The organism is Sediminicoccus sp. KRV36 (genome assembly GCF_023243115.1).
Classification (GTDB): domain Bacteria; phylum Pseudomonadota; class Alphaproteobacteria; order Acetobacterales; family Acetobacteraceae; genus Roseococcus.
On the sequence record NZ_CP085081.1, the window covers coordinates 807,848 to 830,115 of the forward strand.

At 69.7% G+C, this 22,268-nt stretch carries 20 protein-coding genes; 8 read left to right on the top strand and 12 right to left on the bottom strand.

The genetic code is table 11. The features are described 5' to 3' along the window. Positions 1–4 precede the first annotated feature (4 nt). Genes rnhA through ispH form a run of 3 tightly spaced genes read right to left on the bottom strand, consistent with a single transcriptional unit; the run spans position 5 to position 2,382 of the window. Positions 5–451, bottom strand: coding sequence for a ribonuclease HI (gene rnhA / locus LHU95_RS03745; RefSeq protein WP_248710043.1), 447 nt, complete (start codon positions 449–451; stop codon positions 5–7). Continuing rightward, entirely contained in the window at positions 448–1,425 is a 978-nt protein-coding gene (locus tag LHU95_RS03750) for a homoserine kinase (RefSeq protein WP_248710044.1), read from the bottom strand. Before LHU95_RS03750 ends, rnhA begins: the two co-directional genes overlap by 4 nt. A gap of 3 nt (positions 1,426–1,428) precedes the next feature. Then, complete coding sequence (gene ispH / locus LHU95_RS03755) at positions 1,429–2,382, bottom strand: 4-hydroxy-3-methylbut-2-enyl diphosphate reductase (protein ID WP_248710045.1); 954 nt, start codon at positions 2,380–2,382, stop codon at positions 1,429–1,431. A 124-nt stretch (positions 2,383–2,506) separates the two neighbouring features. Here ispH and LHU95_RS03760 point away from each other — a divergent pair, with 124 nt between their 5' ends. Continuing rightward, on the top strand, positions 2,507–3,040 hold the full coding sequence (locus LHU95_RS03760; RefSeq protein WP_248710046.1) for a hypothetical protein: 534 nt from the start codon (positions 2,507–2,509) through the stop codon (positions 3,038–3,040). 189 nt (positions 3,041–3,229) lie between these two features. On the opposite strand, the gene LHU95_RS03765 is transcribed toward LHU95_RS03760, so the two are convergent. Beyond that, positions 3,230–4,210 carry a tripartite tricarboxylate transporter substrate-binding protein gene (locus LHU95_RS03765; RefSeq protein ID WP_248710047.1) on the bottom strand — a complete coding sequence of 327 codons (981 nt, stop codon included), beginning with the start codon at positions 4,208–4,210 and terminating at the stop codon, positions 3,230–3,232. A 196-nt stretch (positions 4,211–4,406) separates the two neighbouring features. On the opposite strand from LHU95_RS03765, the gene LHU95_RS03770 reads away from it, so the two are divergent. After that, entirely contained in the window at positions 4,407–4,946 is a 540-nt protein-coding gene (locus LHU95_RS03770; RefSeq protein ID WP_248710048.1) for a carboxymuconolactone decarboxylase family protein, read from the top strand. Here LHU95_RS03770 and LHU95_RS03775 read toward each other — a convergent pair whose 3' ends face one another. Continuing rightward, complete coding sequence (locus tag LHU95_RS03775; RefSeq protein WP_248710049.1) at positions 4,947–5,822, bottom strand: helix-turn-helix transcriptional regulator; 876 nt, start codon at positions 5,820–5,822, stop codon at positions 4,947–4,949. It abuts the gene before it with no gap. Between the two features lie 83 nt (positions 5,823–5,905). Here LHU95_RS03775 and LHU95_RS03780 point away from each other — a divergent pair, with 83 nt between their 5' ends. From LHU95_RS03780 to LHU95_RS03790, 3 genes are read left to right on the top strand one after another with little or no spacing between them, the layout of a single operon-like run. Further along, complete coding sequence (locus tag LHU95_RS03780) at positions 5,906–6,610, top strand: ABC transporter permease (RefSeq protein ID WP_248710050.1); 705 nt, start codon at positions 5,906–5,908, stop codon at positions 6,608–6,610. 5 nt (positions 6,611–6,615) lie between these two features. Continuing rightward, complete coding sequence (locus LHU95_RS03785) at positions 6,616–7,302, top strand: ATP-binding cassette domain-containing protein (RefSeq protein ID WP_248710051.1); 687 nt, start codon at positions 6,616–6,618, stop codon at positions 7,300–7,302. 5 nt (positions 7,303–7,307) lie between these two features. Beyond that, on the top strand, positions 7,308–8,129 hold the full coding sequence (locus LHU95_RS03790; RefSeq protein WP_248710052.1) for a substrate-binding domain-containing protein: 822 nt from the start codon (positions 7,308–7,310) through the stop codon (positions 8,127–8,129). A gap of 236 nt (positions 8,130–8,365) precedes the next feature. Here LHU95_RS03790 and LHU95_RS03795 read toward each other — a convergent pair whose 3' ends face one another. Then, entirely contained in the window at positions 8,366–9,085 is a 720-nt protein-coding gene (locus tag LHU95_RS03795) for an aspartate/glutamate racemase family protein (protein WP_248710053.1), read from the bottom strand. Between the two features lie 146 nt (positions 9,086–9,231). Here LHU95_RS03795 and LHU95_RS03800 point away from each other — a divergent pair, with 146 nt between their 5' ends. The 3 genes from LHU95_RS03800 (at position 9,232) to LHU95_RS03810 (ending at position 12,786) form a co-directional block, all read left to right on the top strand. Continuing rightward, positions 9,232–10,845: an ABC transporter substrate-binding protein gene (locus LHU95_RS03800; protein WP_248710054.1), complete on the top strand. Its 1,614-nt coding sequence runs from the start codon at positions 9,232–9,234 to the stop codon at positions 10,843–10,845. Positions 10,846–10,936: 91 nt separating this feature from the next. After that, positions 10,937–11,890, top strand: coding sequence for an ABC transporter permease (locus tag LHU95_RS03805; RefSeq protein WP_248710055.1), 954 nt, complete (start codon positions 10,937–10,939; stop codon positions 11,888–11,890). After that, on the top strand, positions 11,887–12,786 hold the full coding sequence (locus LHU95_RS03810) for an ABC transporter permease (protein ID WP_248710056.1): 900 nt from the start codon (positions 11,887–11,889) through the stop codon (positions 12,784–12,786). The genes LHU95_RS03805 and LHU95_RS03810 overlap by 4 nt, the downstream gene beginning before the upstream one ends. A 266-nt stretch (positions 12,787–13,052) precedes the next feature. On the opposite strand, the gene LHU95_RS03815 is transcribed toward LHU95_RS03810, so the two are convergent. The 6 genes from LHU95_RS03815 to LHU95_RS03840 form a co-directional block, all read right to left on the bottom strand. Continuing rightward, positions 13,053–13,370: a hypothetical protein gene (locus tag LHU95_RS03815; protein ID WP_248710057.1), complete on the bottom strand. Its 318-nt coding sequence runs from the start codon at positions 13,368–13,370 to the stop codon at positions 13,053–13,055. 190 nt (positions 13,371–13,560) lie between these two features. Beyond that, positions 13,561–15,402, bottom strand: coding sequence for an efflux RND transporter periplasmic adaptor subunit (locus tag LHU95_RS03820; protein WP_248710058.1), 1,842 nt, complete (start codon positions 15,400–15,402; stop codon positions 13,561–13,563). Positions 15,403–15,405: 3 nt separating this feature from the next. Continuing rightward, positions 15,406–17,406 carry a hypothetical protein gene (locus LHU95_RS03825; protein WP_248710059.1) on the bottom strand — a complete coding sequence of 667 codons (2,001 nt, stop codon included), beginning with the start codon at positions 17,404–17,406 and terminating at the stop codon, positions 15,406–15,408. Then, positions 17,406–19,577 (bottom strand): biotin/lipoyl-binding protein, encoded by a 2,172-nt coding sequence (locus LHU95_RS03830; protein ID WP_248710060.1) that lies wholly within the window; start codon positions 19,575–19,577, stop codon positions 17,406–17,408. The genes LHU95_RS03825 and LHU95_RS03830 overlap by 1 nt, the downstream gene beginning before the upstream one ends. 6 nt (positions 19,578–19,583) lie before the next feature. Beyond that, complete coding sequence (locus LHU95_RS03835) at positions 19,584–20,453, bottom strand: HlyD family efflux transporter periplasmic adaptor subunit (RefSeq protein WP_248710061.1); 870 nt, start codon at positions 20,451–20,453, stop codon at positions 19,584–19,586. Beyond that, positions 20,450–22,240, bottom strand: coding sequence for a TolC family protein (locus tag LHU95_RS03840; protein ID WP_248710062.1), 1,791 nt, complete (start codon positions 22,238–22,240; stop codon positions 20,450–20,452). The genes LHU95_RS03835 and LHU95_RS03840 overlap by 4 nt, the downstream gene beginning before the upstream one ends. Positions 22,241–22,268: the final 28 nt, after the last annotated feature.

The following is a 22,268-nucleotide window of genomic DNA, read 5'->3' on the forward strand; positions in this document are numbered from 1 at the left end:
GCGCTTAACCCAGCGCTTCCCGCGCCTGCGTCGCCAATTCATCCGCGCGCTCATTCATTGGGTTGCCCGAATGGCCGCGCACCCAGAGCCACTCCACCTCATGCGGCTTGGCGGCGGCCAGCAGGCGCTGCCACAGCTCGAAATTCTTCACCGGGTCCTTGGCCGCGTTGCGCCAGTTGTTGCGCACCCAGCCCTTGATCCAGCGCTCCATGCCGTTGCGCACATATTCGCTGTCGGTGTGCACCACCACGCGGCAGGGGCGTTTCAGCGCCTCCAGCGCGGCACAGGCGGCGGTGAGTTCCATGCGGTTATTCGTCGTGGCCGGCTCGGCGCCGGTGAGTTCGCGGGTGACCTCGCCGAAGCGGAGAATGGCCGCCCAGCCGCCCGGGCCGGGATTGGGCTTGCAGCCGCCATCCGTCCAGATTTCCACGCGTTGCGGCGCCTCGGTCATGCGCCGATCGCCTCGGGGCCAGTCGCATGGCCAAAGAGGCGCAGCTTGTGCAGGTATTCCAGCGGGTCCTTGCGCGTGACCATGGCGCCCGGCGGCGTGTTCACCCAGTCATAGAGGCGCGTCAGCAAAAAGCGCAGCGCCGCCCCGCGGCAGAGCACCGGCAGGGCCGCCATCTCCGCGGGTGAGAGCGGGCGCAGCGCCGAATAGCCACGCAGCAGGGCGCGCGCCTTGGTCACGTTGAAGCTGCGATCCGCCTCGAAGCACCAGGCGTTCAGGCAGACCGCGACGTCATAGGCAAGCAGGTCCGTGCAGGCGAAATAGAAATCAATCAGCCCCGAGACGCGCGGCACGCCGGCTTCCTCCAGGAAGAAGACATTGTCGGGGAAGAGATCGGCGTGAATCTGCCCGACCGGCAGCGCGCCGGGTTGCGGCCAGGCAGCGAGAATGCCGGCCAGCGCCGCATCCAGCTCGGCGATCAGGCCGGGCTGCACCGCTTCGCCATCTGCCCGGCATCGTTCCAGCAGCGGGGGCCAGGCGGCGGGGCCCAGCCCGTTCGGGCGAATCTCGTCAAAGCCCCTTCCGGCCAGGTGCAGCCCGGCCAGGGCAGCCCCCAGTGGGCCGCAATGCTCGGGCCGGACACGGCGCGGCCAGACGCCGGGGAGAAAGGTGCAGATCGCCGCCGGACGGCCGGCCAATTGGCGCAGCGCCTCGCCATCGCGCCCCGCCACCGGGGCGGGGGCCGAAATCCCATGCGCGACCAGATGCCGCATCAAGCCGAGGAACCAGGGCAATTCGCGGGGCTCCACCCGCTTTTCGTACAGCGTGAGCACGAAATCGCCCGCATCGGTCTTCAGCGCGTAGTTGGAATTCTCAACCCCCTCGGCGATGCCGCGAAACGCCAGCAATCCGCCGATCTCGTACTCCGCCAGGAAGGCGCGCAGCGCCTCATCGGAAACTTCGGTGTAGACCGCCACAAATCAGGCCGTGGCGAGGGCTGCCGGAAGCTTGAAGATGATCTTCTCCTCCGCCACCACGATTTCCTGGATGGTGAGGTCGTAGCCTTCGCGCAGCCGCTCGATCACTTCCTCCACCAGCACTTCGGGCGCACTCGCGCCCGCCGTGATGCCGATGCGTGCCACGCCCTGCACCGTCGCGAGATCGAGGTCCCGGCCGCGCTGCACCATCACCGACTTGGCGCAGCCCGCCCGGCCGGCGACCTCGACCAGGCGCACCGAGTTGGAGGAATTGGGCGCGCCGACCACGATCATCATATCCACCTGCGGCGCGATTTCCTTCACCGCCGCCTGGCGATTGGTCGTCGCGTAGCAGATATCCTCCTTCGCGGGGGCCGAGATCTCCGGAAAGCGCGATTGCAGCGTGCGCACGATCTCGGCCGTGTCATCCACCGAAAGCGTCGTCTGGGTGATGAAGGCGAGCGAGGCGCCCTCCGGCGGCATGACGCTCTGCGCCTGCGCCTCATCCTCGACCAGGGTGACGGCGCCCTCGGGCAATTGCCCCATGGTGCCGATCACCTCGGGGTGGCCCGCATGGCCGATCAGGAAGATGTGCCGCCGGCGGGAGAAATGATGCTCCGCCTCGCGATGCACCTTGCTGACCAGGGGGCAGGTGGCGTCGAGGAAGAACATGTCCCGCCGCTGGGCTTCGGTCGGGATGGATTTGGGGACGCCATGCGCCGAGAAGACGACGGGCTGGCCGTCATCGGGGATTTCGTCCAGCTCCTCGACGAAGACGGCGCCCTGGCGTTCCAGGGCCTCGACCACGAAGCGGTTGTGCACGATCTCGTGCCGCACATAGACCGGCGCGCCGTGGCGCTTCAGCGCCTCCTCGACGATCTTGATCGCGCGGTCCACGCCGGCGCAAAATCCGCGCGGGCCGGCGAGAATGACATGAAGCGAGGGCTTTGCGGCCATGCGTTGGGGTATCCGGGCGCGGGTTGCGGTTTGCCCAGACTATCGCTTTGCGCGGTTCGGTGCCAGACGGAGGGGCGCCCGCGAAGCGGCGATTGAGGCCATGGGACGTGCAGGGAGCGAGCGAATGAGGCTTCGGGGTCTGGTTATTCTGGTTGCGCTGGCCTTGGCGGGCTGTGGCCAGCAGCGACTCGATGATCTGCTGGTGCCTTGCCCCACCCTGGTGCTGCCGGCCGACCTCGCGGATCTGACGCGCCATCAGCCCGGCGCCCAGCCCGACCTTTCCACGCTGATCCTGGATGCGCGGGTGACGGGGATCGAGGGCTCCTGCCGCCGCGGCCGGCGCGACCTGAGCATCGATTCGACGATCTCCGTCCGGTTCCAGATGGATCGCGGGCCGGCCGCCGAAACGCGGGCCGTGCAATTGCCCTGGTTCATTGCCCTGCTGGACGCCCAGACCAACCAGGTGCTGACGCGGCAGAGCTTCGTGATGAACGGCCAGTTCGCCGTGAACACCACACGCGCCAATGTCACCTCCCAGGCGGTCGAAATCAGCTTCCCCGTCAGTGCGGATCGCCGCATCCAGGATTACCGCGTGATGGTGGGCTTCCTGCTGACCGAGGATGAGGTGGCGCTGAACCGCCGGCGCGGCCCCCGCTGATGACAGGCGGCTGAGAGAGGCCAGGTCGCGAAAGGGCCTGACCCTCTCGCGCTCTCTCACCAGGAAACCCGGTTTCCTGGATCTTCGACGGCATCAATCCCCCGAATGAAGGTGCAGGAAATAAGTTTCCTGCCGGGGAGCTCGAGGGGCTGGCCCCTCGACCCCACGCGGCGCCTTCCGGCAGCCCCCTCAATCCGCGAATTGCCCCGCCGCCAGGATGAGCGGCCGCAAGCGCGCGATCTCGCTCGCGAGGAATCGCGTGTGATGCGCGGGGTCCGCCTCGCTTTCGGCGGCCACGGTCGTCAGCGTCTCGGCGTAGCGCGCGCGCAGCCGGTCCTCGCGCAGGGCGGCGCGCATCGCCTGGGACAGCCGCGCCTGGATTTCGACCGGCGTGCCGGCGGCGGCATAGAGCCCGTGCCATGCGGACATGATGAGGTCCACGCCCTGCTCGCGCGTTGTGGGCAGATCGAGGCCGGGGATCCGCTCGGGCAGGGTGACGGCATAGCCCTTGATGCGGTTGTCGCGCAGGAAGGGGGCGGTGACCGTCGCCTGGTCGCAGCTGATATCCAGGCGGCCGGCCATCATTTCCGTCATGGCGGGTGCCGAGCCGCGGAAGACGATGGTGGTGGCACTCCGCCCCGCCGCATGTTGCAGCAGCATGCCGCACAGCTGGTTGGAACCGCCCAGGCCGCTGTGGCCGAGGTTGAGCGCATCGCCGCGCTCACGCAGCTGGGCCATGTAGCCGGCGAGGTCGGTCGCCGGGAAATCCGGCCGCGCCACCAGCGTCATGCCCGTATGCGAGACAACGCCCAGCGGGGCCAGGCCGCGCTCGATGCTGAAGGGCAATTGGCGATAGAGCGTGGCGGCGGCAGCGAGGCCGATATGGTGCAGCAGCATCGTGTGCCCATCCGGGCGGGAGGCCGCGACGCGCGCCGCTGCGATGGTCCCACCGGCCCCCGTCACATTCTCGACCGCGACGGGCTGGCCCAGATCCTTCGACATGCCCTCGGCCACCAGGCGCCCGATCATGTCCGTCGGGCCGCCGGCGGCGAAGGGGATCATCAGGGTCAGGGAGCGTGTCGGGAAATTGCCCTGCGCCAGGGCGGGGGTCGCGAGAAGAGCGGGCGTGGCCAGAAGAGGCAGGGCGAATGTCGCGCGGCGGGTGATCATGGGGCGTGTCCTGGACGGTTATTGGTTACCAGGACGGATAGCCTCCGCCAGCGCGGGCGTCACCCCCTTTGTGGCTGCCGGCGTTGCCTCGCTGTTGCCGCCCCTGACCTGCCTCGGCACCGGCCAGCGACCCGCCATGTTGAACCCAGTGCCAGCCCGGTCCACGCTCACGCCTCATCTTCCGGCAGGAGCAGCCATGGCCCGCGTGCGTTCCATCCCCTCGGCCGAATTGCCGCCCGATCTGGCCGCGATCTACGAGGATTTCGCCGGCCAGTATGGCCCCTTCCGCAACCAGGTCGCGGTCATCGCGCATGTGCCGGCGGCGCTGCGCCACCTCATGCCGCTGCTGATGGAATTGCGCACGGCGGCGACGCTGCCCAAGCGCTACCTGGAGATCGCCATCGTCGTCGTCTCGCGGTTGAACGAGTGCCATTACTGCGTGGCGCATCACAAGCCCTTCCTGATGGTGGCCGGCGTCTCGGCCGAGGCGGTGGACCGCATCATGGAGGCCGAGCTTCCCGCTGAATTCGACGCAGTGGACCGCCTGGTCATCGCCTATGCCAAAGTGGCGTGGGAGACGCCCAACCGGGTCACCGCACGGATGCATGAGGCGCTGCTGGAGCATTTCACCGAGGCGCAGATCGTCGAGCTCACGCTGCGCATCACGCTCTGCGGCTTCTTCAACCGCTTCAACGATGCGCTGCAGATCGAGGAGGAGGCCGAGCTCCACGCCTGATCACAGGTTGAAGGCGACGCGGCCCGTCGCCGTCACGTCATAGCCGCCCATGCGCGCGGCGCGTTCGGCAAAGAGCGGCGTGCGCGCGAAGGCGAGCAGGCCTTGCATGGCAAGCTCGAACGCCTCGCGCCGATGCATCACCAGGTCGAAGCGTTCGCGGATCAGGGGCACGAAGCCGAGGCCTGCGCGCAGCGCCTCGGCGCGGATGCCGAAGCCGATATCGGCGGCACCGGCCAGGACGGCGGCGGCGACCTCATCCTCGGCCAGTGCCGGCTCGGGCAGGAAGGCGATGTCGCGCAGGGCGACGCCCGCATCGCTGAGCAAGCCCACCAGCAGCACATGGCTGCCGGCGCGCGGCTGCCGTCCCATGACCCGCAGGCCGGGGCGGGCGAGATCGGCGATGGCGGTGAGTCCGGCCGGATTGCCCGGCGGGGTGATCAGCCCCTGCTCGCGCCAGGCCCAGGTGATGCCGACCAGCGGCGCGCCGGGCATGGCGGCCCGCACCGCCGCTTCATTGAAGCCGCCGCCCTCCGCATCGCGCAGATGCAGCGAGGCGGCGAGGGCGTGGCCCGCTGCCAGCGCATCCAGCCCGTCCAGGCTGCCGCCGGCGCGCAGGGCAAGCCCGCAGCCCGATTGCCGCACCGCCCAATCCAGCAGCGGATCATGGCTGCCGGCCAGGATGGCGGGCGGGGCGGGGCGGCCGCCCGCCTCGGCCTGGGCCGCCACCCAGCGGCGCAGCGCCTCGGCCGGGAAGATCCATTTGCCGCCGATCAGCGCCGAGGGCAGGCGCCGGGCCCGCGCCAGCTCATACAGCGCGCGTTCGGAGAGGCGCAGGAAGGCGGCGGCTTCCTTCAGGGTCCAGATCTTGGGGTTCACTCGGCAAATATCGGCAAATTCCGGCAAATGAACAAGTAACGACCCGATGGACGCTAGCCTGCGCCAGGATTAGAGCGGCACCCATGGGGGATCTCGGCAGCGCGTTTCAGCAGGCGATGGGCCTGGTCGTCGCCGGTGATCCGGCGCTGTGGCGCATCATCATGCTCAGCCTGGGCGTGTCGCTGACGGCAACCCTGATCGCGGCCTGCATCGGCCTGCCGCTGGGTGCGCTGCTCGCCATCTCGCGCTTTCCCGGGCGGCAGGGGCTGCTGGTGGCGCTGAACGCGCTGATGGGCCTGCCGCCCGTGGTGGCCGGGCTGCTGATCTACCTGCTGCTGTCCCGCTCTGGCCCGCTCGGTCCGCTCGGGCTGTTGTTTACGCCGACGGCCATGGTGATCGCGCAGGCGGTGCTGATCATGCCCATCCTGGCCGCGCTGGCCCGCCAGGTGCTGGAAGGCCTGTGGGAGGAATATGCGGAGCAGTTGCGCTCCCTCGGCGCGGGGCCGTGGCGCTCCATCGGCACGCTGCTGCGCGACGGGCGCCTGGCTCTGCTGACCGTGCTGCTGGCCGGGTTTGGCCGCGCCTCGGCCGAGGTCGGGGCCGTGATGGTGGTGGGCGGCAATATCGAGGGCTTCACCCGCGTCATGACCACCGCCATCGCGCTGGAAACCAGCAAGGGCGATCTGCCGCTGGCGCTGGCCCTCGGGCTTGTGCTCATGGCCATCGTGCTCGGCGTGAACGCGGCGGCGCAATGGCTGCGCCAGGCCTCCGCCCAATGGTCTGGCTAGGGGGGATGAGCGGGCCCGTTCTCTGCGCCGAGGGGTTGGGGTTCTCCGCCCGTGGCGTGACGATCCTGGAGGATGTCAGCTTCACGCTGACCGCGGGCGCGCCGAGCCTGATCATCGGGCCGAATGGCGCCGGCAAGTCCGTGCTGCTGCGCCTGCTGCACCGGCTGCTGGCGCCAGGGGCGGGCAGCATCGCCACCGCCGGGCTCGGCCGGCAGGCCATGGTGTTCCAGAAGCCGGTGCTGCTGCGGCGCAGCGTGGCGCAGAACATCGCCCATGCGCTCTCGCTCGCGGGCATGGCCGGGCCCGCGCGGATCGTCGCGGCGCTGGAGGAGGTGGGCCTCCCTCACTTGGCCGACCGTCCAGCGCGCAAGCTTTCGGGCGGCGAGCAGCAGCGCGTGGCGCTGGCCCGGGCGCTCGCGCTGCGGCCGGAGATCTTGTTCCTCGATGAACCCACGGCCAGCCTTGATCCGGCCGCGACCCGCGCGGTGGAGGCCATTGTCACCCGCGCGGCGGCGCGCGGCGTGAAGATCGTCATGACCACGCATGACCTGCATCAGGCGCGCCGGCTGGCTGGCGAAATCCTGCTGCTGCATCGCGGCCGGCTGGTCGAGCAGGCGCCGGCCGCAACCTTCTTCGCCCATCCCCGCACCACTGCCGCCCAGGCCTTCCTGCGCGGCGACATCCTGGAGTGACGCCCATGCTTCGCCGTTCCCTGCTGGCGCTGACGCTGCTGGCAACACCCGCCATCGCGCAGGAGCGGGTGATCACCATCAGCAGCACCACCAGCACCGAGCAATCGGGGCTGTTCGGCCATATCCTGCCCCTGTTCCGGGAGGCGACCGGCATCACCGCCCGCGTCGTCGCACTCGGCACCGGCCAGGCGCTGGATGTAGGGCGGCGCGGCGATGCGGATGTGGTCCTGGTGCATGACCGCGCGGCGGAGGAGCGCTTCGTGGCCGAGGGTTTCGCGACGCGCCGCCAGCATGTGATGTTCAACGACTTCGTGATCATCGGCCCCGCCGCCGATCCGGCGCGCATTGCGGGCTCACGCGATTCGGTCGCCGCGCTGCGCCGCATCGCCGAGGCGCGCGCGCCCTTCATCAGCCGGGGCGACCGCAGCGGCACCCATGCGGCCGAACTGCGCCTTTGGCAGATGGCGGGGGTGGACCCGGTGCCGGGCCGTGGCGCCTGGTATCGCGAGGTGGGCCAGGGCATGGGGCCGGCCTTGAACACGGCCGCCGCGCAGGACGCCTATCTCCTGGCGGATCGCGGCACCTGGCTGGCCTTTCGCAACCGGCAGGGGCTGCGCATCCTCACCGAGGGCGATACGCGGCTGTTCAACCAATATGGCGTGATGCTGGTGAACCCGGCCCGGCACGGCCATGTGAAGGCCGCCGATGGGCAGGCCTTTGTGGACTGGATCACCTCGCCGGCCGGGCAGGCCGCGATTGCCGGCTACCGGATCCATGGCGAGCAGCTGTTCTTTCCGAATGCGGCGCAGCCGGAGCCGGTGTCCTAGCCGGGCCGGGAAAGCCGGGCCGGATCAGGGGGCGTGAAACCAGCGGGCCGGCGCCCGCGTGGTGGGCCCTTCTGCCGGGAAACCGCCCGGGGGAAAGGGCAAGCGGCCCATCCGCCGAACAGCCCGGCTTCCTGGCCCCGCCAGATCTCAGCCGAACCGACGCGTCCCGGGTCTGCCGAAAGCTGATGGCCCGGCAGGCGGGTCTTCCCGCTCGGGCCAGCCTCTCCCGCCCGCCCCTATCCCACCAGCGCCGCCGCAAGGTGCTCTGACAATCCGACGCTTGGGGCGATCCCGCCCAGGGCCCGGGCCGCCGTCGCGGTTTCCGCCGCCTCGATGGCGCAGCGCAGCCCATCTAGCACCGGCACGGGCAGGTTGGGCGCGACCAGCGCATCCAGCCCCACCAGCCCCGCCCCGCCCAGCAGGATCACCCCCGCGCCACGGGCGATCTCGCCGCGCGCGGTTTCGGCCAGCAGCCCGGCGGCGCGCTCCGGCTCGCGGGCGATCATGTCGCCAGTGGGCGGGATGGCGGCGACGCGCACGCGGTCGGGCCCATGGCCGCGGAGCAGGAAGAATTCCTCCAGCATCGGCACCCAGGCGGCGCCGCCCGTCAGCACGGAGACGCGGGGTGACACGCGCAGAGCGGCCAGGATGGCACTATCCGCCATGCCGATGATGGGGATGGGGAAGCATTCGCGCGCCGCCTCCAGCCCGGGATCGCCGAAGCAGCCGATGATGGCGGCGTCGAAGCCCTGGCGGTTGTCGCGCCCGATCTCGGCCGCCAGCGCATCCAGCACGGCATGCGCGGCAACGGCTGCCGCAGCGCGCGACGCGATGTAGCGGGCGCCGAAACGGGCCGTCACGGGAATGATCTCATGCGGGCACATCCGGCGGGCGCCCTGGGCCATGCGCTCGGTGATGGTGGGATCGGTGTTGCCGTTGAGGAGGAGAAGCTTCATCGGCGGGCAGTAGTGCCCGGCCCTTGGGCAAAGGCAAGGGGGCCAAAGGGGGGCGAGGGGCAATCGGGGCGCGCTTGGCGCTTGCTCCGAGGGCCGGCATCGGGGCTTAGTAGCGCCCGAGGAAACCCCAGACAGGGACAAAGAACATGCGCTTGCGTCATTTCATCATGGCGGCGATTCTGCCGCTCAGCCTCGCCGCCACGGCGCCCGCGCTTGCGCAGGGCACGTTGCGCATCGGCATGACGGCGGCCGATATCCCGCTGACCCATGGCCAGCCCGACCAGGGCTTCGAGGGCAATCGCTTCACCGGCATCCCGCTCTATGACGGGCTGACCGCCTGGGACCTGACCGCCGCCGACCGGCCCTCCACCGTGATCCCGAGCCTCGCACTCGAATGGGCGACGACAGCCAGTGACCGCACCCGCTGGGTGTTCCGCCTGCGCCCCGGCGTCACCTTCCATGACGGCAGCCCGTTCAACGCCGATGCGGTGGTCTGGAACGTCCGCAAGGTGCTGGACCGCGAGGCGCCGCATTTCGACCCGCGCCAGGTGGGCGTCACCGCGACCCGCATGCCCACGCTGCGCCGCGCCGAAAAGATTGACGACATGACGGTGGCGCTGATCACCAGCGAGCCGGACAGCCTGCTGCCGATCAACCTCACCAACCTGTTCATGGCCAGCCCGACCCATTGGGAGGCGCTGCGCGCGCGCAACCCGACCGCCGAGGCCACCTGGAACGCCTTCGCCGCGGCCCCCTCCGGCACCGGCCCCTTCCGGCTGACGCGGCTGGTGCCGCGTGAGCGGGCCGAGATGGCGCGCAACGACAATTACTGGGGCACCAAGGCCAAGCTGGAGCGCATCGTCCTGCTGCCCATCCCCGAAGCCAGCGCCCGCACGGCCGCCCTGCTCTCAGGCCAGGTGGACTGGATCGAGGCGCCCTCGCCCGATGCGGTGCCGCAGCTGCGCTCGCGCCAGATGCAGATCGCTTCCAACCCGCAGCCGCATGTCTGGCCCTGGCAGCCCTGCTTCCTGCCTTCCTCGCCGCTTTCGGATGTGCGGGTGCGGCGTGCCGTGAACCTCGCGATTGATCGCGAGGGGCTGCGCACGCTGCTCGGCGGCATGATGCAGCCGGCACTCGGCACTTATCCGGCCGGCCACCCCTGGGCGGGCAACCCCTCCTTCAACATCCGCACCGACAAGGCCGAGGCGCGCCGCCTGCTGGCCGAGGCCGGCTACGGACCGCAGCGGCCCTTGACCCTGCGCGTGCAGATCAGCGCCTCCGGCTCGGGCCAGATGCAGCCGCTCTCGATGAATGAGTTCCTGCAGCAGGATCTGCGCAGCGTCGGCATCAATGTCGAGTTCGACGTGATCGAGTGGAACGCCTTGTTCACCAATTGGCGCAATGGCTGCGGGCATGCTTCGGCCCGCGGTGCCCACGCGACCAATGTGAGCTTCTCCGCGATGGATCCCTTCTTCTCGCTGGTTCGCTTCTACGACAGCAAGATGGCGCCGCCGGTCTCCAACAACTGGGGCATGTTCAACGATCCGCGCTTCGACCAGATGGTCGCCGCCGCCCGCAATGCCTTCGACCCGGCCGAGCGCGACGCCGCCCTGGCCCGGCTGCACGCGGCCGGCGTGGATGAGGCGCTGTTCATCTGGATCGCGCATGATGTGGGCCCGCGCGCGATGAGCCCTCGCGTCCGGGGCCATGTCCAGCCGCAAAGCTGGTTCGTGGACCTGCGGCTGCCTTACATCCAGTGATTCCCATGAAGCCGCGCCACCCCGCCCTTGCTCTTGCTCCCGATCGGGTTGGCGCGGCTTTGACTGACATGTTTTCCGGAGGGTGGGCCTGATGTTCTTCTATCTCATACGCAGGCTCATCTATGCGGTGCCGATCGCGCTCGCGGTCGGCTTCGTCTGCTTCATGCTGGTGCAGATCGCGCCCGGTGATCCGATCAACGCCATCGTGCCGCCCGATGCCCCGCAGGAGGTGGTGGAGCAGGTGCGGCGTGATTACGGGCTGGACAAGCCCTTGCCCATCCAGTTCGGCCTGTGGCTGCTGAAGGTGGTGCAGGGGGATCTGGGCCGTTCGCTGGCGACCGGCCGCCCGGTCTGGAGTGACCTGCATTCGGCCATCGGCAATACGCTGATGCTGGCGCTGGCGGCCTCCATGATCGGCTTTGTGCTGGGCTGCGTCCTGGGTGGGCTGGCGGGCACCTTCCGCGGCTCCCTTCTCGACCGCATGGCGGTGACCACGGCGGTGGCCGGCGTTTCGGTGCCGCATTACTGGCTCGGTATGGTGCTCGTCGTGATTTTCTCGGTGCAGCTGAACTGGCTGCCGGCCATGGGGGCGGGCCCCGGCGGCAGCGCTGACTGGGCATGGAACTGGGAGCATGTGCAGCACCTGGTCTTGCCGGCCATCACCCTCTCCGTCATTCCGATGGGCATCGTGACGCGCACGGTGCGTGGCATCGTGGCCGAGATCATGAACCAGGAATTCGTGGTGGCCCTGCGCGGCAAGGGCCTCACCTCCTGGAATGTCTTTATCCATGTCGTGAAGAACGCCGCCCCCAATGCGCTGGCGGTGATCGGCCTGCAGCTCGGTTACCTGATGGGCGGCTCGATCCTGGTGGAGACGGTGTTCTCCTGGCCGGGCACGGGGCTGCTGCTCAACAGCGCCATCTTCCAGCGGGACCTGCCGGTATTGCAGGGCACCATCCTGGTGCTGGCGATGTTCTTCGTGGCACTCAACCTTTGCGTGGATTTGATCCAAACCGCGCTCGACCCGAGGATCAAGCGCGCATGAGCACCTCCGCCGCCACCGCCGAACTCGCCATCCAGGCGAAGGCCGCCGTCGCCCGGTCCGAGGGCTATTGGGCCGGCGTCTGGAAGCGCCTCAAGCGCGACCCCGTAACCATCGGCTGCGCCAGCGTGCTGCTGCTGATGCTTCTGGTCATCATCTTCGCGCCATTCATCGCGCCGCATGATCCCTTCCAGGGCAGCATGATCCGCCGCCTGCGCCCGATCGGCACCGAGAACCACATCCTCGGCACCGATGAACTGGGCCGCGACATGCTGACGCGCCTGATCTTCGGCGGCCGCCTCTCCTGGTTCATGGGCATCGTGCCGGTGGCCATGGCCTTCGTCATCGGCACCTTCCTCGGTGTCGTCGCGGGCTTCACCGGTGGCAAGCTGAACATGCTCATCATGCGCGTGACCGATGTGTTCTACGCCTTCCCCTCGGTGCTGCTGGCGGTGGCGATCTCGGGCGCGCTCGGGGCGGGCATCCTGAACGCCATCCTGGCGCTGACGCTGGTCTTTGTGCCGCCGATCATCCGCGTGGCGGAATCGGTCACCACCGGCGTGCGCAACCTCGATTTCGTGGATGCGGCGCGGGCGTCCGGCGCCTCGGCCTTCACCATCGTGCGGGTGCATGTGCTGGGCAATGTGCTGGGGCCGATCTTCGTCTATTCCACCTCGCTCATCTCGGTCTGCATGATCCTCGCTTCGGGCCTTTCCTTCCTCGGCCTGGGCACGCGGCCGCCGGAAGCCGAATGGGGGTTGATGCTGAACACCCTGCGCACGGCGATCTATGTGCAGCCCTGGGTGGCGGTGCTGCCGGGTGCCTGCATCTTCGTGACGTCGATCTGCTTCAACCTCGTCAGTGACGGGTTGCGCCAGGCGATGGATGTGAAGGGCTGATCCAGCCGGAGTTCGGCAGGGCGTAGGGCGGTGCGGGGGGTGGCGATGACGCTCCCGCATCATGCCTGGGGCGCGAGATGACCGCTCGCCGAAGCCTGCGCGCCGGCATCGCGGCGCCCTCCCTGGCGCAATGTTGTGATGATTGGGTGCCGGGAAGGGCCAGGGGGCGAGTGGGCCTTGCCCTCTCGCGCTCTCGTTTACCGCGCGTTGAGTGGTCTGATTGATGAGTTGGGCTGCCTGTGTGGTGAGGTCCGGTTGGGCGGCCTTCAGCATGGCGGCGAACTGGCCTTCGATGGCGATGCCTGGGGGTTACGCGGCGGTCCGGGATGGATGACGACGCGGGCGATGAGCGCGCGTGCCGTCTCCACGGCCTCAAGGTTGTCGCCGGCGGTGATGGCGTCGTGGAGGTGAACCAGGGTGGCGCGATAGGCATGTCCGAGGTTCGGCATCAGGCGAATATTGATAGGCTTTGCGTCGGCCAGCGCCTGTCGCAGTCGATCCCGCTCCGTCTCCAGCGCTGAGAGTTTGGCCTGCAGGCTGGGGCTTCGTAGCCCGTTGGCGATGGCATCCACCAGATGGGCCAACGGCCTGCCCACCGCGTCGCGGAATCCCTTTTCCGATTGAGAGACGCACTGACAGACTCTAGAGCATCATCCGTTCAAACGGGATCGCTTTCGTGGATAAAGATGCTCGAAAATCAATGGGCTAGAGGTTGTGTCGTGAGCCCTCGCGAACGGAACAAGCTCTAGGCCACCGGGATCGCGCGTTGCCTGGTCACATCCAAAGTGCCAGCCGCAGGTAGTCCACCAGGCGGTGGCTGATGATCCAACCGAGCGAACGGTGGCCGGCGTTGATCCGGGCCACGCCGCTCATGCCCGGGCGCCACCAGTCGGGCGGCAAGGCGTCGGCCTCGGCCTCGGCCCGCACGGGGAAGGTGTTCACACCATCCTTCACCGCCGCGGCCGGAATCACCCGGGTCACCCGCATGTGCCAGGCTGTGTGCGGGTCGGCGGTCAGGGTCACCTCGGTGGTCATGCCCTCGCGCAGGCGGTGGATGTCCCGCTCATCCACGGCCAACTGTGCGAACAGACCGGCAAGTGCGGCGACCTTCACCACCATTTCGCCGCGCCGCACCGCGCCACCAAGGCTCTTGCCGGGCTCGCCTTCCACCACGATGCCGTCGCTGGGCGCCACCACGGCCGCGCTCCGCAGGCGGTACTCCACCTGGTCCAATCGGGCCTGGGTCTGGGCCACCTGAGCCTCGGCGATCCGCATCTCCACCAATTGCCCGGCGGCAAGGCGCTTCTCGGCTTCCCGCACATATTGGGCGATGTCAGCCAGGTGCGAGACCCGCTCCAGCTGCAGCTCCTGGGTCGCCAGCGCAAACAGCGGCGCACCGGCGCGCACCGTGCTGCCCAGCGTCACCGCGCTGGATTCGATATAGCCGTCGAACGGCGCGCCGACGAAGGCGATGCGGTCGGTGCGGATCTCCACCGGCGCGTGGATCCGGTAGGGCACCGGCAAGGCCAGCAGCAGCAACGCGGCCAGCGCCAGTCCGCCGGCCAGCCAGCGGCCGGGCCGGGTGGTGGCGGATAGCCGGCGCGGCAAGCTGCGGAACACTTCGCGCGGCAGGCGGCGCCACAACGGCGCGGCCTGGCGATGCAGGTCCCGCAGCGGCCGCGCCATCTGGTCGCACAACAGGCGCAGCGCCCATTGCTCGGACTGTGAGAACGCGGCAGGCCGGCGTTCCAGCACGACCGCACCGACCCCCTGGTCGCCGATGACCAGCGGCAGGCTGAGCAGATGGCCAGGGCGGACCGCCTCGGCATAGGCCTGATGGGCACGGGCGCCGCCGCCTTCGGTGGGCCACGCCACTTCCTGCCACTGGGTCAGCGCTTCCTGCCCGGCATCCTCCAGCAATTCGGTCAGTTCGGTGCGGCGGTCCAGCTTGTCTCCGTGGCTGACGGCGCTCAGCCGCAGGCCCGCGCGCTTCTGCCACAACAGGGAGACCTGCTCGCAGCCGAACCGCTCACACAGCTCATTGGCGAAGACCAGGCTGGCCTGGTCGAAGCGCTCTGCCTCGAGCACGCGCCACAGGGTTTCCTGCAGCGCCTTCTGGCGGTCCAGGTCACGCGCCACGCGGCGGTGATTGCGCGTCAGCTCGTAGCTGTGCGGCGCCATGGCCAGCAGGCCGAGCCAGTGCGCCGTGTGGTCGGCGCGCACCGCCGCCGGCACATGGACGCTGAGCAGGAGTTCCTGCGCGGCACCTTCCGGACGAACCGAGATCAGCCGCAGGTTCCAGTTGCCTTGCCGCGCCACGCCGGACGCCATGCGCTGTTGGCGGGCCTGTGCGAGCAACGCCGGGTCAACCGTGGCGGCCAGGCTGGGCAGGGCCTCGGGCCGGGCGGCGGCGGCTTCGGGCGCCGCGAGGAGGACCGTCCAATCGGCCAGCGGGTCCTGGCCGGGCTCCCCCAGGGGGCGCAGATACAGCACCGCAAGCTGGCCTTGCAGCTGGTCCAGGGCAGCCTCGGTCCAACGGCGCCAGAACTCGGCCGGGGTGCCGGCGAACTCCAGCAGCCCCTCCAGCGGCTGCGGTGCTGATGTCAGCGTGTCCATGGCTCAGAATCCGGTCCGGTCGAGGTGAAGGTCCTGCTCGAGAATCCGCTTGCGCTGGTTATAGCTCAATCCTTCGGCGCGGCGCTGCGCCCGCACCAGCAGCGCCGGCGCCAGCCGTTGGGCGAGGCCGGAGGGCAGTCTCGGCCAGGCCGCGCGCACGAAGGCGGGCAGGAAGCGCCGGATCACCTCGTCCTGCGGGCAAAGGTAGAGCCGGTAGGAGCCGGGGTCGCCCTGCCGGGCGCAGCGGCCGATCAGCTGGCGGTCAATGCGGCGATAGTCGTTCGGTTCGCCGATGATGACGTGCAGCCCGCCGCCCGCCCGCACCGCCGCGTCCAGCGCGATGTCGGTGCCGCGCCCGGCCATGTTGGACGCGATGGTGATGGCGCCGGCCTGCCCCGCTTCGGCGACGATCCCGCTCTCCTGCGCGTGATTCACCGCATGCAGCAGGCGGATGCCGGCGGCGCGGGCAGGGCTTCGGGCGGCGAAGCGAGCCAGCAGGGCCTCACCGCTGCGGACGCTGCGGATGCCGACCAGCACCGCCCTGCCCGTTTCCGCCAGCGCCAGCGCATCGGCGACGATGGCGTCGAACTTCGCGGCCTCGGTCGGCAGGAGGCGCAGCGGCAGCCGGGCGCGGCGCACCGGGCGATGGGTCGGGATGGCGACGCTGCGCTGGCGATACACCCGGGCCAGCTCGCCCCGCGCCTCCCGCGCCGTGCCTGTGGTGCCGGATAGCAGGGGGAACAGACGGAAGAAGCGCTGGAAGCTGAGCCGGGCGGAGACCTCGGCCGGCGGGGTCAGTTCCAGCCCGGCGGTGGCTTCCAGCACCTGCTGCAGGCCGAGCGAGAGGGTGCGCTGTTCGGCCAGCCGGCCGGTGAGTTCATCGACCAGCACCAGCTTGCCTTCGCGTACGACGTAGTGCTGGTCGCGCTCCATCAGGTACTTCGCGTGCAGCGCCTGCCCGGCCAGCTCACGCGCGCGTTCGGGGCTTCGCCAGAAGGCAGAGAGCCCGCCGGTCAGCGCGGCCAGCCGATCCTTGCCGATGGCGGTCAGTTCGACATGCCGCAGTGCGGGCTTGAGGGTGAAGTCCTCGCCCTCCCGCAGCTGCGCCGCCAGCCGCACCGCGTCCATCGCCGCCGCCTGCAGGGACGCATCGGGACGCGGGCTGGAGATGATCAGCGGTGTCACCGCCTCATCCACCAGCACGCTGTCGGCCTCGTCCACGATCACCTGGTGCAACCCGCGCATCACCGGCTGAGGGCCGCCGACCGTGCCATGCATGGCGCCCAAGGCCAGTGCCACCGGGCTGGGCTGGCGTCCGAGCGCCAGGCGGTCACGCAGGAAATCGCCCAGCAGGTCGCGGGCCGTGGTGTAGACCACGTCATGCGCATGGGCGGCGGCCCGGCTGGGCAGCGGTGTGTCCCCGGTAATGGCCGCGACCGAAAGGCCGCACAGCGCGTAGAAGGTGGTGAACAGCTCGGCGTCGCGGCGGGCCAGGTAGTCATTGGCGGTGACCACATGGCAAGGCCGACCGCGCCAGGCCACCACGGCCGCGGCGGTGGCAATGGTCAGCGTCTTGCCCTCGCCGGTCGCCATCTCGGCAATGCCGCCTTCCGCGAGCAGCAGCGCGCCCATCACCTGCTCGGGGTGCGGGGTCAGGCCGGTGACCAGGCGCACCGCTGCGATGCTGCCGGCGAGGCAGGGCTCCAGCGCTGCGGCCAGCGGGGACCCGCGCATGCGCAGCGCGAGGCCGGTCAGTTTGTCGCGCAGCGTGGCTTCGTCCAGTGCGAAGAGCGGCTGGGCCGCGGCCAGCACGCGAAGCGCGCGGCGACGCAGCCTCGGTACCGGGCGCTGCACGGCGCCGTGCAGCCAGCCGCCGGCGCGCTGGCCGGCGCGGTCCAGCCAGGGCATCGCCTCGGGATCGCGATGCGCTTCGAGCAGGAACAGCCGGCTGAGCGGTGCCGGCGCGGCCAGCGCCTGCGGCGGGTGGGTCGCGGCCTGCGTCATCAGACCCGGTACCGGCGCTGGAAGAACTGTTGGAGGCCGGTCCAGGCCTGGGCCGCCGCCGGGCGCCACGGCAGCGGGATGCGGATCCAGCCGGAACGGCCGGTGCGCACGCCCTGATCTTCCCCCGGGGCGTCGCCCTGCCATTCGGGGTCCTCGATCCGCGCTTCCAGCAGGAAGTAGGGCTCCACGCTGCGCCGGCCGCTCGGGTCATTGGCCTCGACCGGGATCCGGCCGCCTGCCGCCGGGCCTAACGCCGCCGAGGGGAGCTGCGTGCTGGAATGCGGCACCAGCGTCAGCCGGACGGCGTGCAGCACGCGGCTCCGCTCGCCCTCCAGCCGCACCTCAAGCCGTTCCTGCTGGGCGCCGTAGAGGATGGCGCCGGCATCCTGCCCGATGACGGCGCGGAACAGATGGGCGCGGTCGTCCACCAGCCGGCCGAGTTCCACCCCGCGGCCGAGCCAGCTGTCGCGCTTGGTCGAGACGTCCGGCGCCACCCAGATGCCAGCCTGCCGGGCCACCACGGCCAGGCTGGCCAGCTGGGCTTCCAGCGATGCCTGCATCACGGCGAGGGTGCGCAGGCGTTCCAACTGCGGCTCCAGGTCCACGGCGCCGCCTTCCAGCGACTTGCTGGCCTGCAGCTCCGCCCGCGCAACCTGCGCCATGACCCCGACCAGTTCCAATTCCAGTTCTGGGTTGGTCATCGTCACCAGCGGGGTGCCGGCTTCCACCCAGGCGCCGCTTCGAACATGGACCTGTTGCAGCACCCCGGCCGCCGCGGTGAAGACCGGCGCCTGGTCAATCGCCTCCGCCACGCCGTGCAGCACACGATTGTCCGGCAGCGGCATGAGCACCAGCACCAGGACCAGCCCTGCCGCCGCCGCCGCACCCTGGCGCAGCGGCCGGCCGTGGCGGGCACGAAAGAATGGGTCGCCCAGCCGGCGCAACTGCTGGCCCAGTGGCCGCAGGAAGGATGTGAAAGCCAGCGCCATCGCCACCACCAGGCCAAGGCCTAAATAGGCATCGGCGATGAACAGCACGATACCGCCCATCACCATCAGGCGGTAGATGTTGGACGCCAGGAAGAAGCCCGCCAGGCTCCATTCGGTGCCGGGCGTATGCTCGGCGGCCTTCTCGTCTTCGGCCTGGGGCAACGCCAGTGCGCGAAACCGCCGCCCGGCCGCGCCGCGCGCCTGTTCATACAGGTTCGGCACGCCCAGCAGATCGGCGAGGATGTGGTAGCCGTCGAAGCGCATCAGCGGATTGATGTTGAACAACAGCGTGTAGACCACCGTGGTGAACATCAGGTTGTGGCACAGCTCGCTGAGCAGCCCGGGCGGCGAGCGGGTCCAGACCAGCGTGGCTGCGGCGGCCACCAGCAGGTCCACCAGCATGCCGCCGGCGCCGATGGCGGCGCGCTGCCAGCGGCTGCGCAGGCCCCAGCTGGGGGTGACATCCACATAGGGCAGCGGCGTGAAGAGCAGCAGCATGATGCCGGCGGTACGGACCTCGGCGCCGAAGCGATAGCTGAGCGCGGCATGGCCGAACTCGTGCAGGCCCTTGGAGATGAAGATCGCGGCGAACAGCAGCAGCAGGTTGTTCGGTTGCAGGATATCGCGGACCTGTTCCACGGCGCGGCCACTGTGCAGCAGGAACTCGGCAAAGCCCCAGCCGAGGAACAGCACCGCCAGCACCGCCGCTGCCGGGCTGAACAGCAGCCGGATCAGCGGCCCAAGCCGACGCAGAAGCGGCTGCGGGTCGAACATCGGAACACGCATGAACAGCAGTTCCGCGATGCGGGCGGAAAGCGGCTTGCGCGCCCGCGTCTCGGCGCGTTCCAGCAGGCGGCGCTCATCGGCGCCACCATCCACGTACAGCATGTTGCCAGCGGACAGTGCCACGAGCAGCTGGAACACCTCCTCCTGGCCCGGTGTCTCGGTCGGCGTTGCCTCGATCGCTTCGCGCCAGACCTGGTCCACAGTGGCTTCAGGCCGCAGCCGATCGATGAAGGCCCAGCCAGCCAACGGCACGCGGAAGAAGCCGTTCTTGATCCGCTCATGCAGGACATACCAGGGCGCGCCACGGCCCTGGTGCAGCCGCACCCGCACCGTGGGCCGCAGCCCCACCCGGAGCGCCGAGACGCGGTGCCAGTTGTCGGAGAAGGTGCGGCCCATGCCGTGCTACCGGGCGGGCAACAGCCGGGCCTGCAGGCCCGGGCGGATGCCGGCGGCCAGGTTGGACTCGAGTTCCACCTTCACCTCGGCCAGGCCGCTGGCGGCATCGGCGACCGGCGAGACGAAGATCACCCGGCCTTCCACCGCGACCGGCCCGGCCCCCGCCTGCACGATCACCCGGGCCGGCATGCCGGCTTCCAGGCTGCCCAGTGCCGCAATGGGCAGGTTGGCCACGAACAGGATCTTCGAGAGGTCGCAAAGGCGGATGGCGGTTTCGTTGACCTGCACGCTTTCCCCGACGTGGCGGATGATGCGCGTGACCACCCCGGGAGAGGGCGCGCGCAGGATGCGCCGGGCCACCATCTCCTGCGCCATGCGGAAGTCCACATGTTCGATCAGCTTGGCATTGCGCAGGCGCAGCACTTCAGCCGCGGCCAGCGCGCTGGCGAGCTCCTTGTTTTCCAGCTCCTCGCGGCTGATGCCGCGGTTCTGGCTGAAGATGACGCGGGCAGCATTGGCTTGCGTGGCGGCGGTGGCGGCGCGGGCGTTGGCGGCGCTCAGCTCGGCCTCGCTCTGCCAGACCAGGCGGCGGCGCTCCACCTCCAGCTCCTCGGCCACCAGTTCAAAATTCGCCAGCACATCGCCGGCATTCACCACGCTGCCTTCCTGCACCGGCAGTGCCGCGATGCGGCCGCTGACCGGGAAGCCAAGGCTGAGGTCACGCAGACATTGGGTCAGGCCGCGCACGCCGGCATCCGGCGGCATGGCCAGCGGGCGCGGCTGCGGCTGTGCCAGGGCGGGCTGTCCCGAAGCGGGCAGTCCCAAGGCCGGCAGGGCGCAGCAGGCCAGCGCCAGCAGCAGGCGAAGACGGTTCATTCCAGCTCCAGCCGGCGCAGGATATCGCCGCGCGAGAGCGAGGCAACGTAGCCGGCGCGGTTCGCCAGCATGACGCTGTCCAACATCTGCTCCTGCGCCTCCAACGCCTCGATCTGGCGGCGGATCACCTCCACGCGGGACCGCCTGCCCTGGCGCAACAGATTCTCGTCCAGCGCGACGAGGCGGCGCTGCTGGTTGTATGCGGTCTGTTGCTGCTCGACCATTTCCATCACGCGGTTCAGCACGTTGATGCTGCTGGTCACCTCGTTGACGATGCGCTGCTGCACCGCGCGCTGTGCGATGACGGTCTGGCCCTGCCGCAGCCGGGCCTGGCTGAGTTCCGCCTGCCGCCGATTGTCGCCGTACAACGGTGCCCTCAGCTGTAGTCCCACCATCCAGCCGCCGTAGTTGACGCCGTTGCCGACGGCGTATTCGCTGATCGCCCGGTAGCGGTTGTTGGTATTGAGATCTTCGATGCCGGCGCGAGCGATGAAGTTGAGTTCGGGCAGCGTCTGGTTGCGGGCGAAGCGCACCTCCACGTCGTCGCGCGACAGGCGATTGTCCATGAAGCGGCTTTCCGGTCGCTGGGCCAGGCTTTCGGCGAAAAGCCGAGGCAGTTCGCCGGTGCCGGGGGCCATCTCCGGCAGCGGGATGCGCTGCGCGGTCAGCACCAGCGCATCCGTGGCAGCATAGCGGCGCGGGCGTTGCGGCTGGCCGCTCGGCAGATCTCGCGCGGAGAGCCGGGCCTGGAGGTCGCCCATCTGCTCCTCGAGGTCCTGCTGGGCCTGCTGCAGCGCGGCCTGCCGCTGGGCGACCGACACGTCGATGCCCATCACCTCCCCGCTTGAGCGCAGGCCGCTATCCTCCTGCGCGCGAAGGTCGCGCGCCAGGGTCTCGGTCAGCTCCACGATCCGGGCCCGGATGCGGACCCTGCCCTCTGCCCTTTGGGTCGCAAGGTAGGTCGAGATGCCTTCCACCACGCGCTGCGCGGAGACCTGCCGCACGGCCTCGCGCGCCATATCGCGTTCAAATTGGGCGACGTGGATCGGCCGGTTGGTGGCATCGGGGCCGGCATTGGCCAGCAGCGGTTGGGTGAGGCGCATGCCGAACCACGCCCTGTATTCCGGCGACCGCGCCCCAACGATCGGCTGAAGCGTGTTCCGGATACGCCCGACATTATAGCCGATTTCGACATCCGTACCCACTGGCAACCTGGTCGTGATGCTGCTGTTGACCTGGTAGATCCGCGCACCATAGGTGGCCTGGTTGGCGCGCTGAAGGATTTCGTTGGATGTATTGAGCACGTAGCTGGAATCGTAGCTCGTGGTCAGGTTGAAGACCGGCTCGTACAGCGCCTCGGCGCCGCGCACCCGCTCACGCGCGATTTCGGCCTCAAGCCGCTGCACCAGGATCTGCTCGTCGGCGCCGAACAGCAGGCGAGCGAAGTTGCGCAGCGTCAGCGGCTCGGCGGACTGGCCGCGCGCCGGCGCCGGCACAGTCAGGCCCGACACCGATCGGTTCGGTGCCGGGGGCGGCGGGCCAGTGCGCACTGCGGCCGGTGGCGGCGTCCCGGTCCGCGTCGCCGCCGGCGGCGGCATGCCCACGCGGTCCACTGGTTCGGTACGGCCCTGCACGGGCTGCGCCAGGGAGGGCGCCGCCAAGCCGAGCAGCAGGGCAGCGAGGGTAGCCTGGCCCAGCGCAGGCCTCATATCCCGGCTGACGCGAACCGCGGGGCCGTGATCAGGCGCCGCGCTGGCTGGACCAGTAGCAAAGGAGTTCTCGCTCATAACAGATCCTCGTGACTGAAGTTCGGCG

What these genes read in the sequence shown, in the direction of transcription:
- rnhA (WP_248710043.1), bottom strand. Translation starts at nt 451, where the DNA reads ATGACCGAGGCGCCGCAACGCGTGGAAATCTGGACGGATGGCGGCTGC.
- ispH (WP_248710045.1), bottom strand. Translation starts at nt 2,382, where the DNA reads ATGGCCGCAAAGCCCTCGCTTCATGTCATTCTCGCCGGCCCGCGCGGA.
- LHU95_RS03760 (WP_248710046.1), top strand. Translation starts at nt 2,507, where the DNA reads ATGAGGCTTCGGGGTCTGGTTATTCTGGTTGCGCTGGCCTTGGCGGGC.
- LHU95_RS03765 (WP_248710047.1), bottom strand. Translation starts at nt 4,210, where the DNA reads ATGATCACCCGCCGCGCGACATTCGCCCTGCCTCTTCTGGCCACGCCC.
- LHU95_RS03770 (WP_248710048.1), top strand. Translation starts at nt 4,407, where the DNA reads ATGGCCCGCGTGCGTTCCATCCCCTCGGCCGAATTGCCGCCCGATCTG.
- LHU95_RS03780 (WP_248710050.1), top strand. Translation starts at nt 5,906, where the DNA reads ATGGGGGATCTCGGCAGCGCGTTTCAGCAGGCGATGGGCCTGGTCGTC.
- LHU95_RS03785 (WP_248710051.1), top strand. Translation starts at nt 6,616, where the DNA reads ATGAGCGGGCCCGTTCTCTGCGCCGAGGGGTTGGGGTTCTCCGCCCGT.
- LHU95_RS03790 (WP_248710052.1), top strand. Translation starts at nt 7,308, where the DNA reads ATGCTTCGCCGTTCCCTGCTGGCGCTGACGCTGCTGGCAACACCCGCC.
- LHU95_RS03795 (WP_248710053.1), bottom strand. Translation starts at nt 9,085, where the DNA reads ATGAAGCTTCTCCTCCTCAACGGCAACACCGATCCCACCATCACCGAG.
- LHU95_RS03800 (WP_248710054.1), top strand. Translation starts at nt 9,232, where the DNA reads ATGCGCTTGCGTCATTTCATCATGGCGGCGATTCTGCCGCTCAGCCTC.
- LHU95_RS03805 (WP_248710055.1), top strand. Translation starts at nt 10,937, where the DNA reads ATGTTCTTCTATCTCATACGCAGGCTCATCTATGCGGTGCCGATCGCG.
- LHU95_RS03810 (WP_248710056.1), top strand. Translation starts at nt 11,887, where the DNA reads ATGAGCACCTCCGCCGCCACCGCCGAACTCGCCATCCAGGCGAAGGCC.
- LHU95_RS03820 (WP_248710058.1), bottom strand. Translation starts at nt 15,402, where the DNA reads ATGGACACGCTGACATCAGCACCGCAGCCGCTGGAGGGGCTGCTGGAG.
- LHU95_RS03825 (WP_248710059.1), bottom strand. Translation starts at nt 17,406, where the DNA reads ATGACGCAGGCCGCGACCCACCCGCCGCAGGCGCTGGCCGCGCCGGCA.
- LHU95_RS03830 (WP_248710060.1), bottom strand. Translation starts at nt 19,577, where the DNA reads ATGGGCCGCACCTTCTCCGACAACTGGCACCGCGTCTCGGCGCTCCGG.
- LHU95_RS03835 (WP_248710061.1), bottom strand. Translation starts at nt 20,453, where the DNA reads ATGAACCGTCTTCGCCTGCTGCTGGCGCTGGCCTGCTGCGCCCTGCCG.
- LHU95_RS03840 (WP_248710062.1), bottom strand. Translation starts at nt 22,240, where the DNA reads ATGAGCGAGAACTCCTTTGCTACTGGTCCAGCCAGCGCGGCGCCTGAT.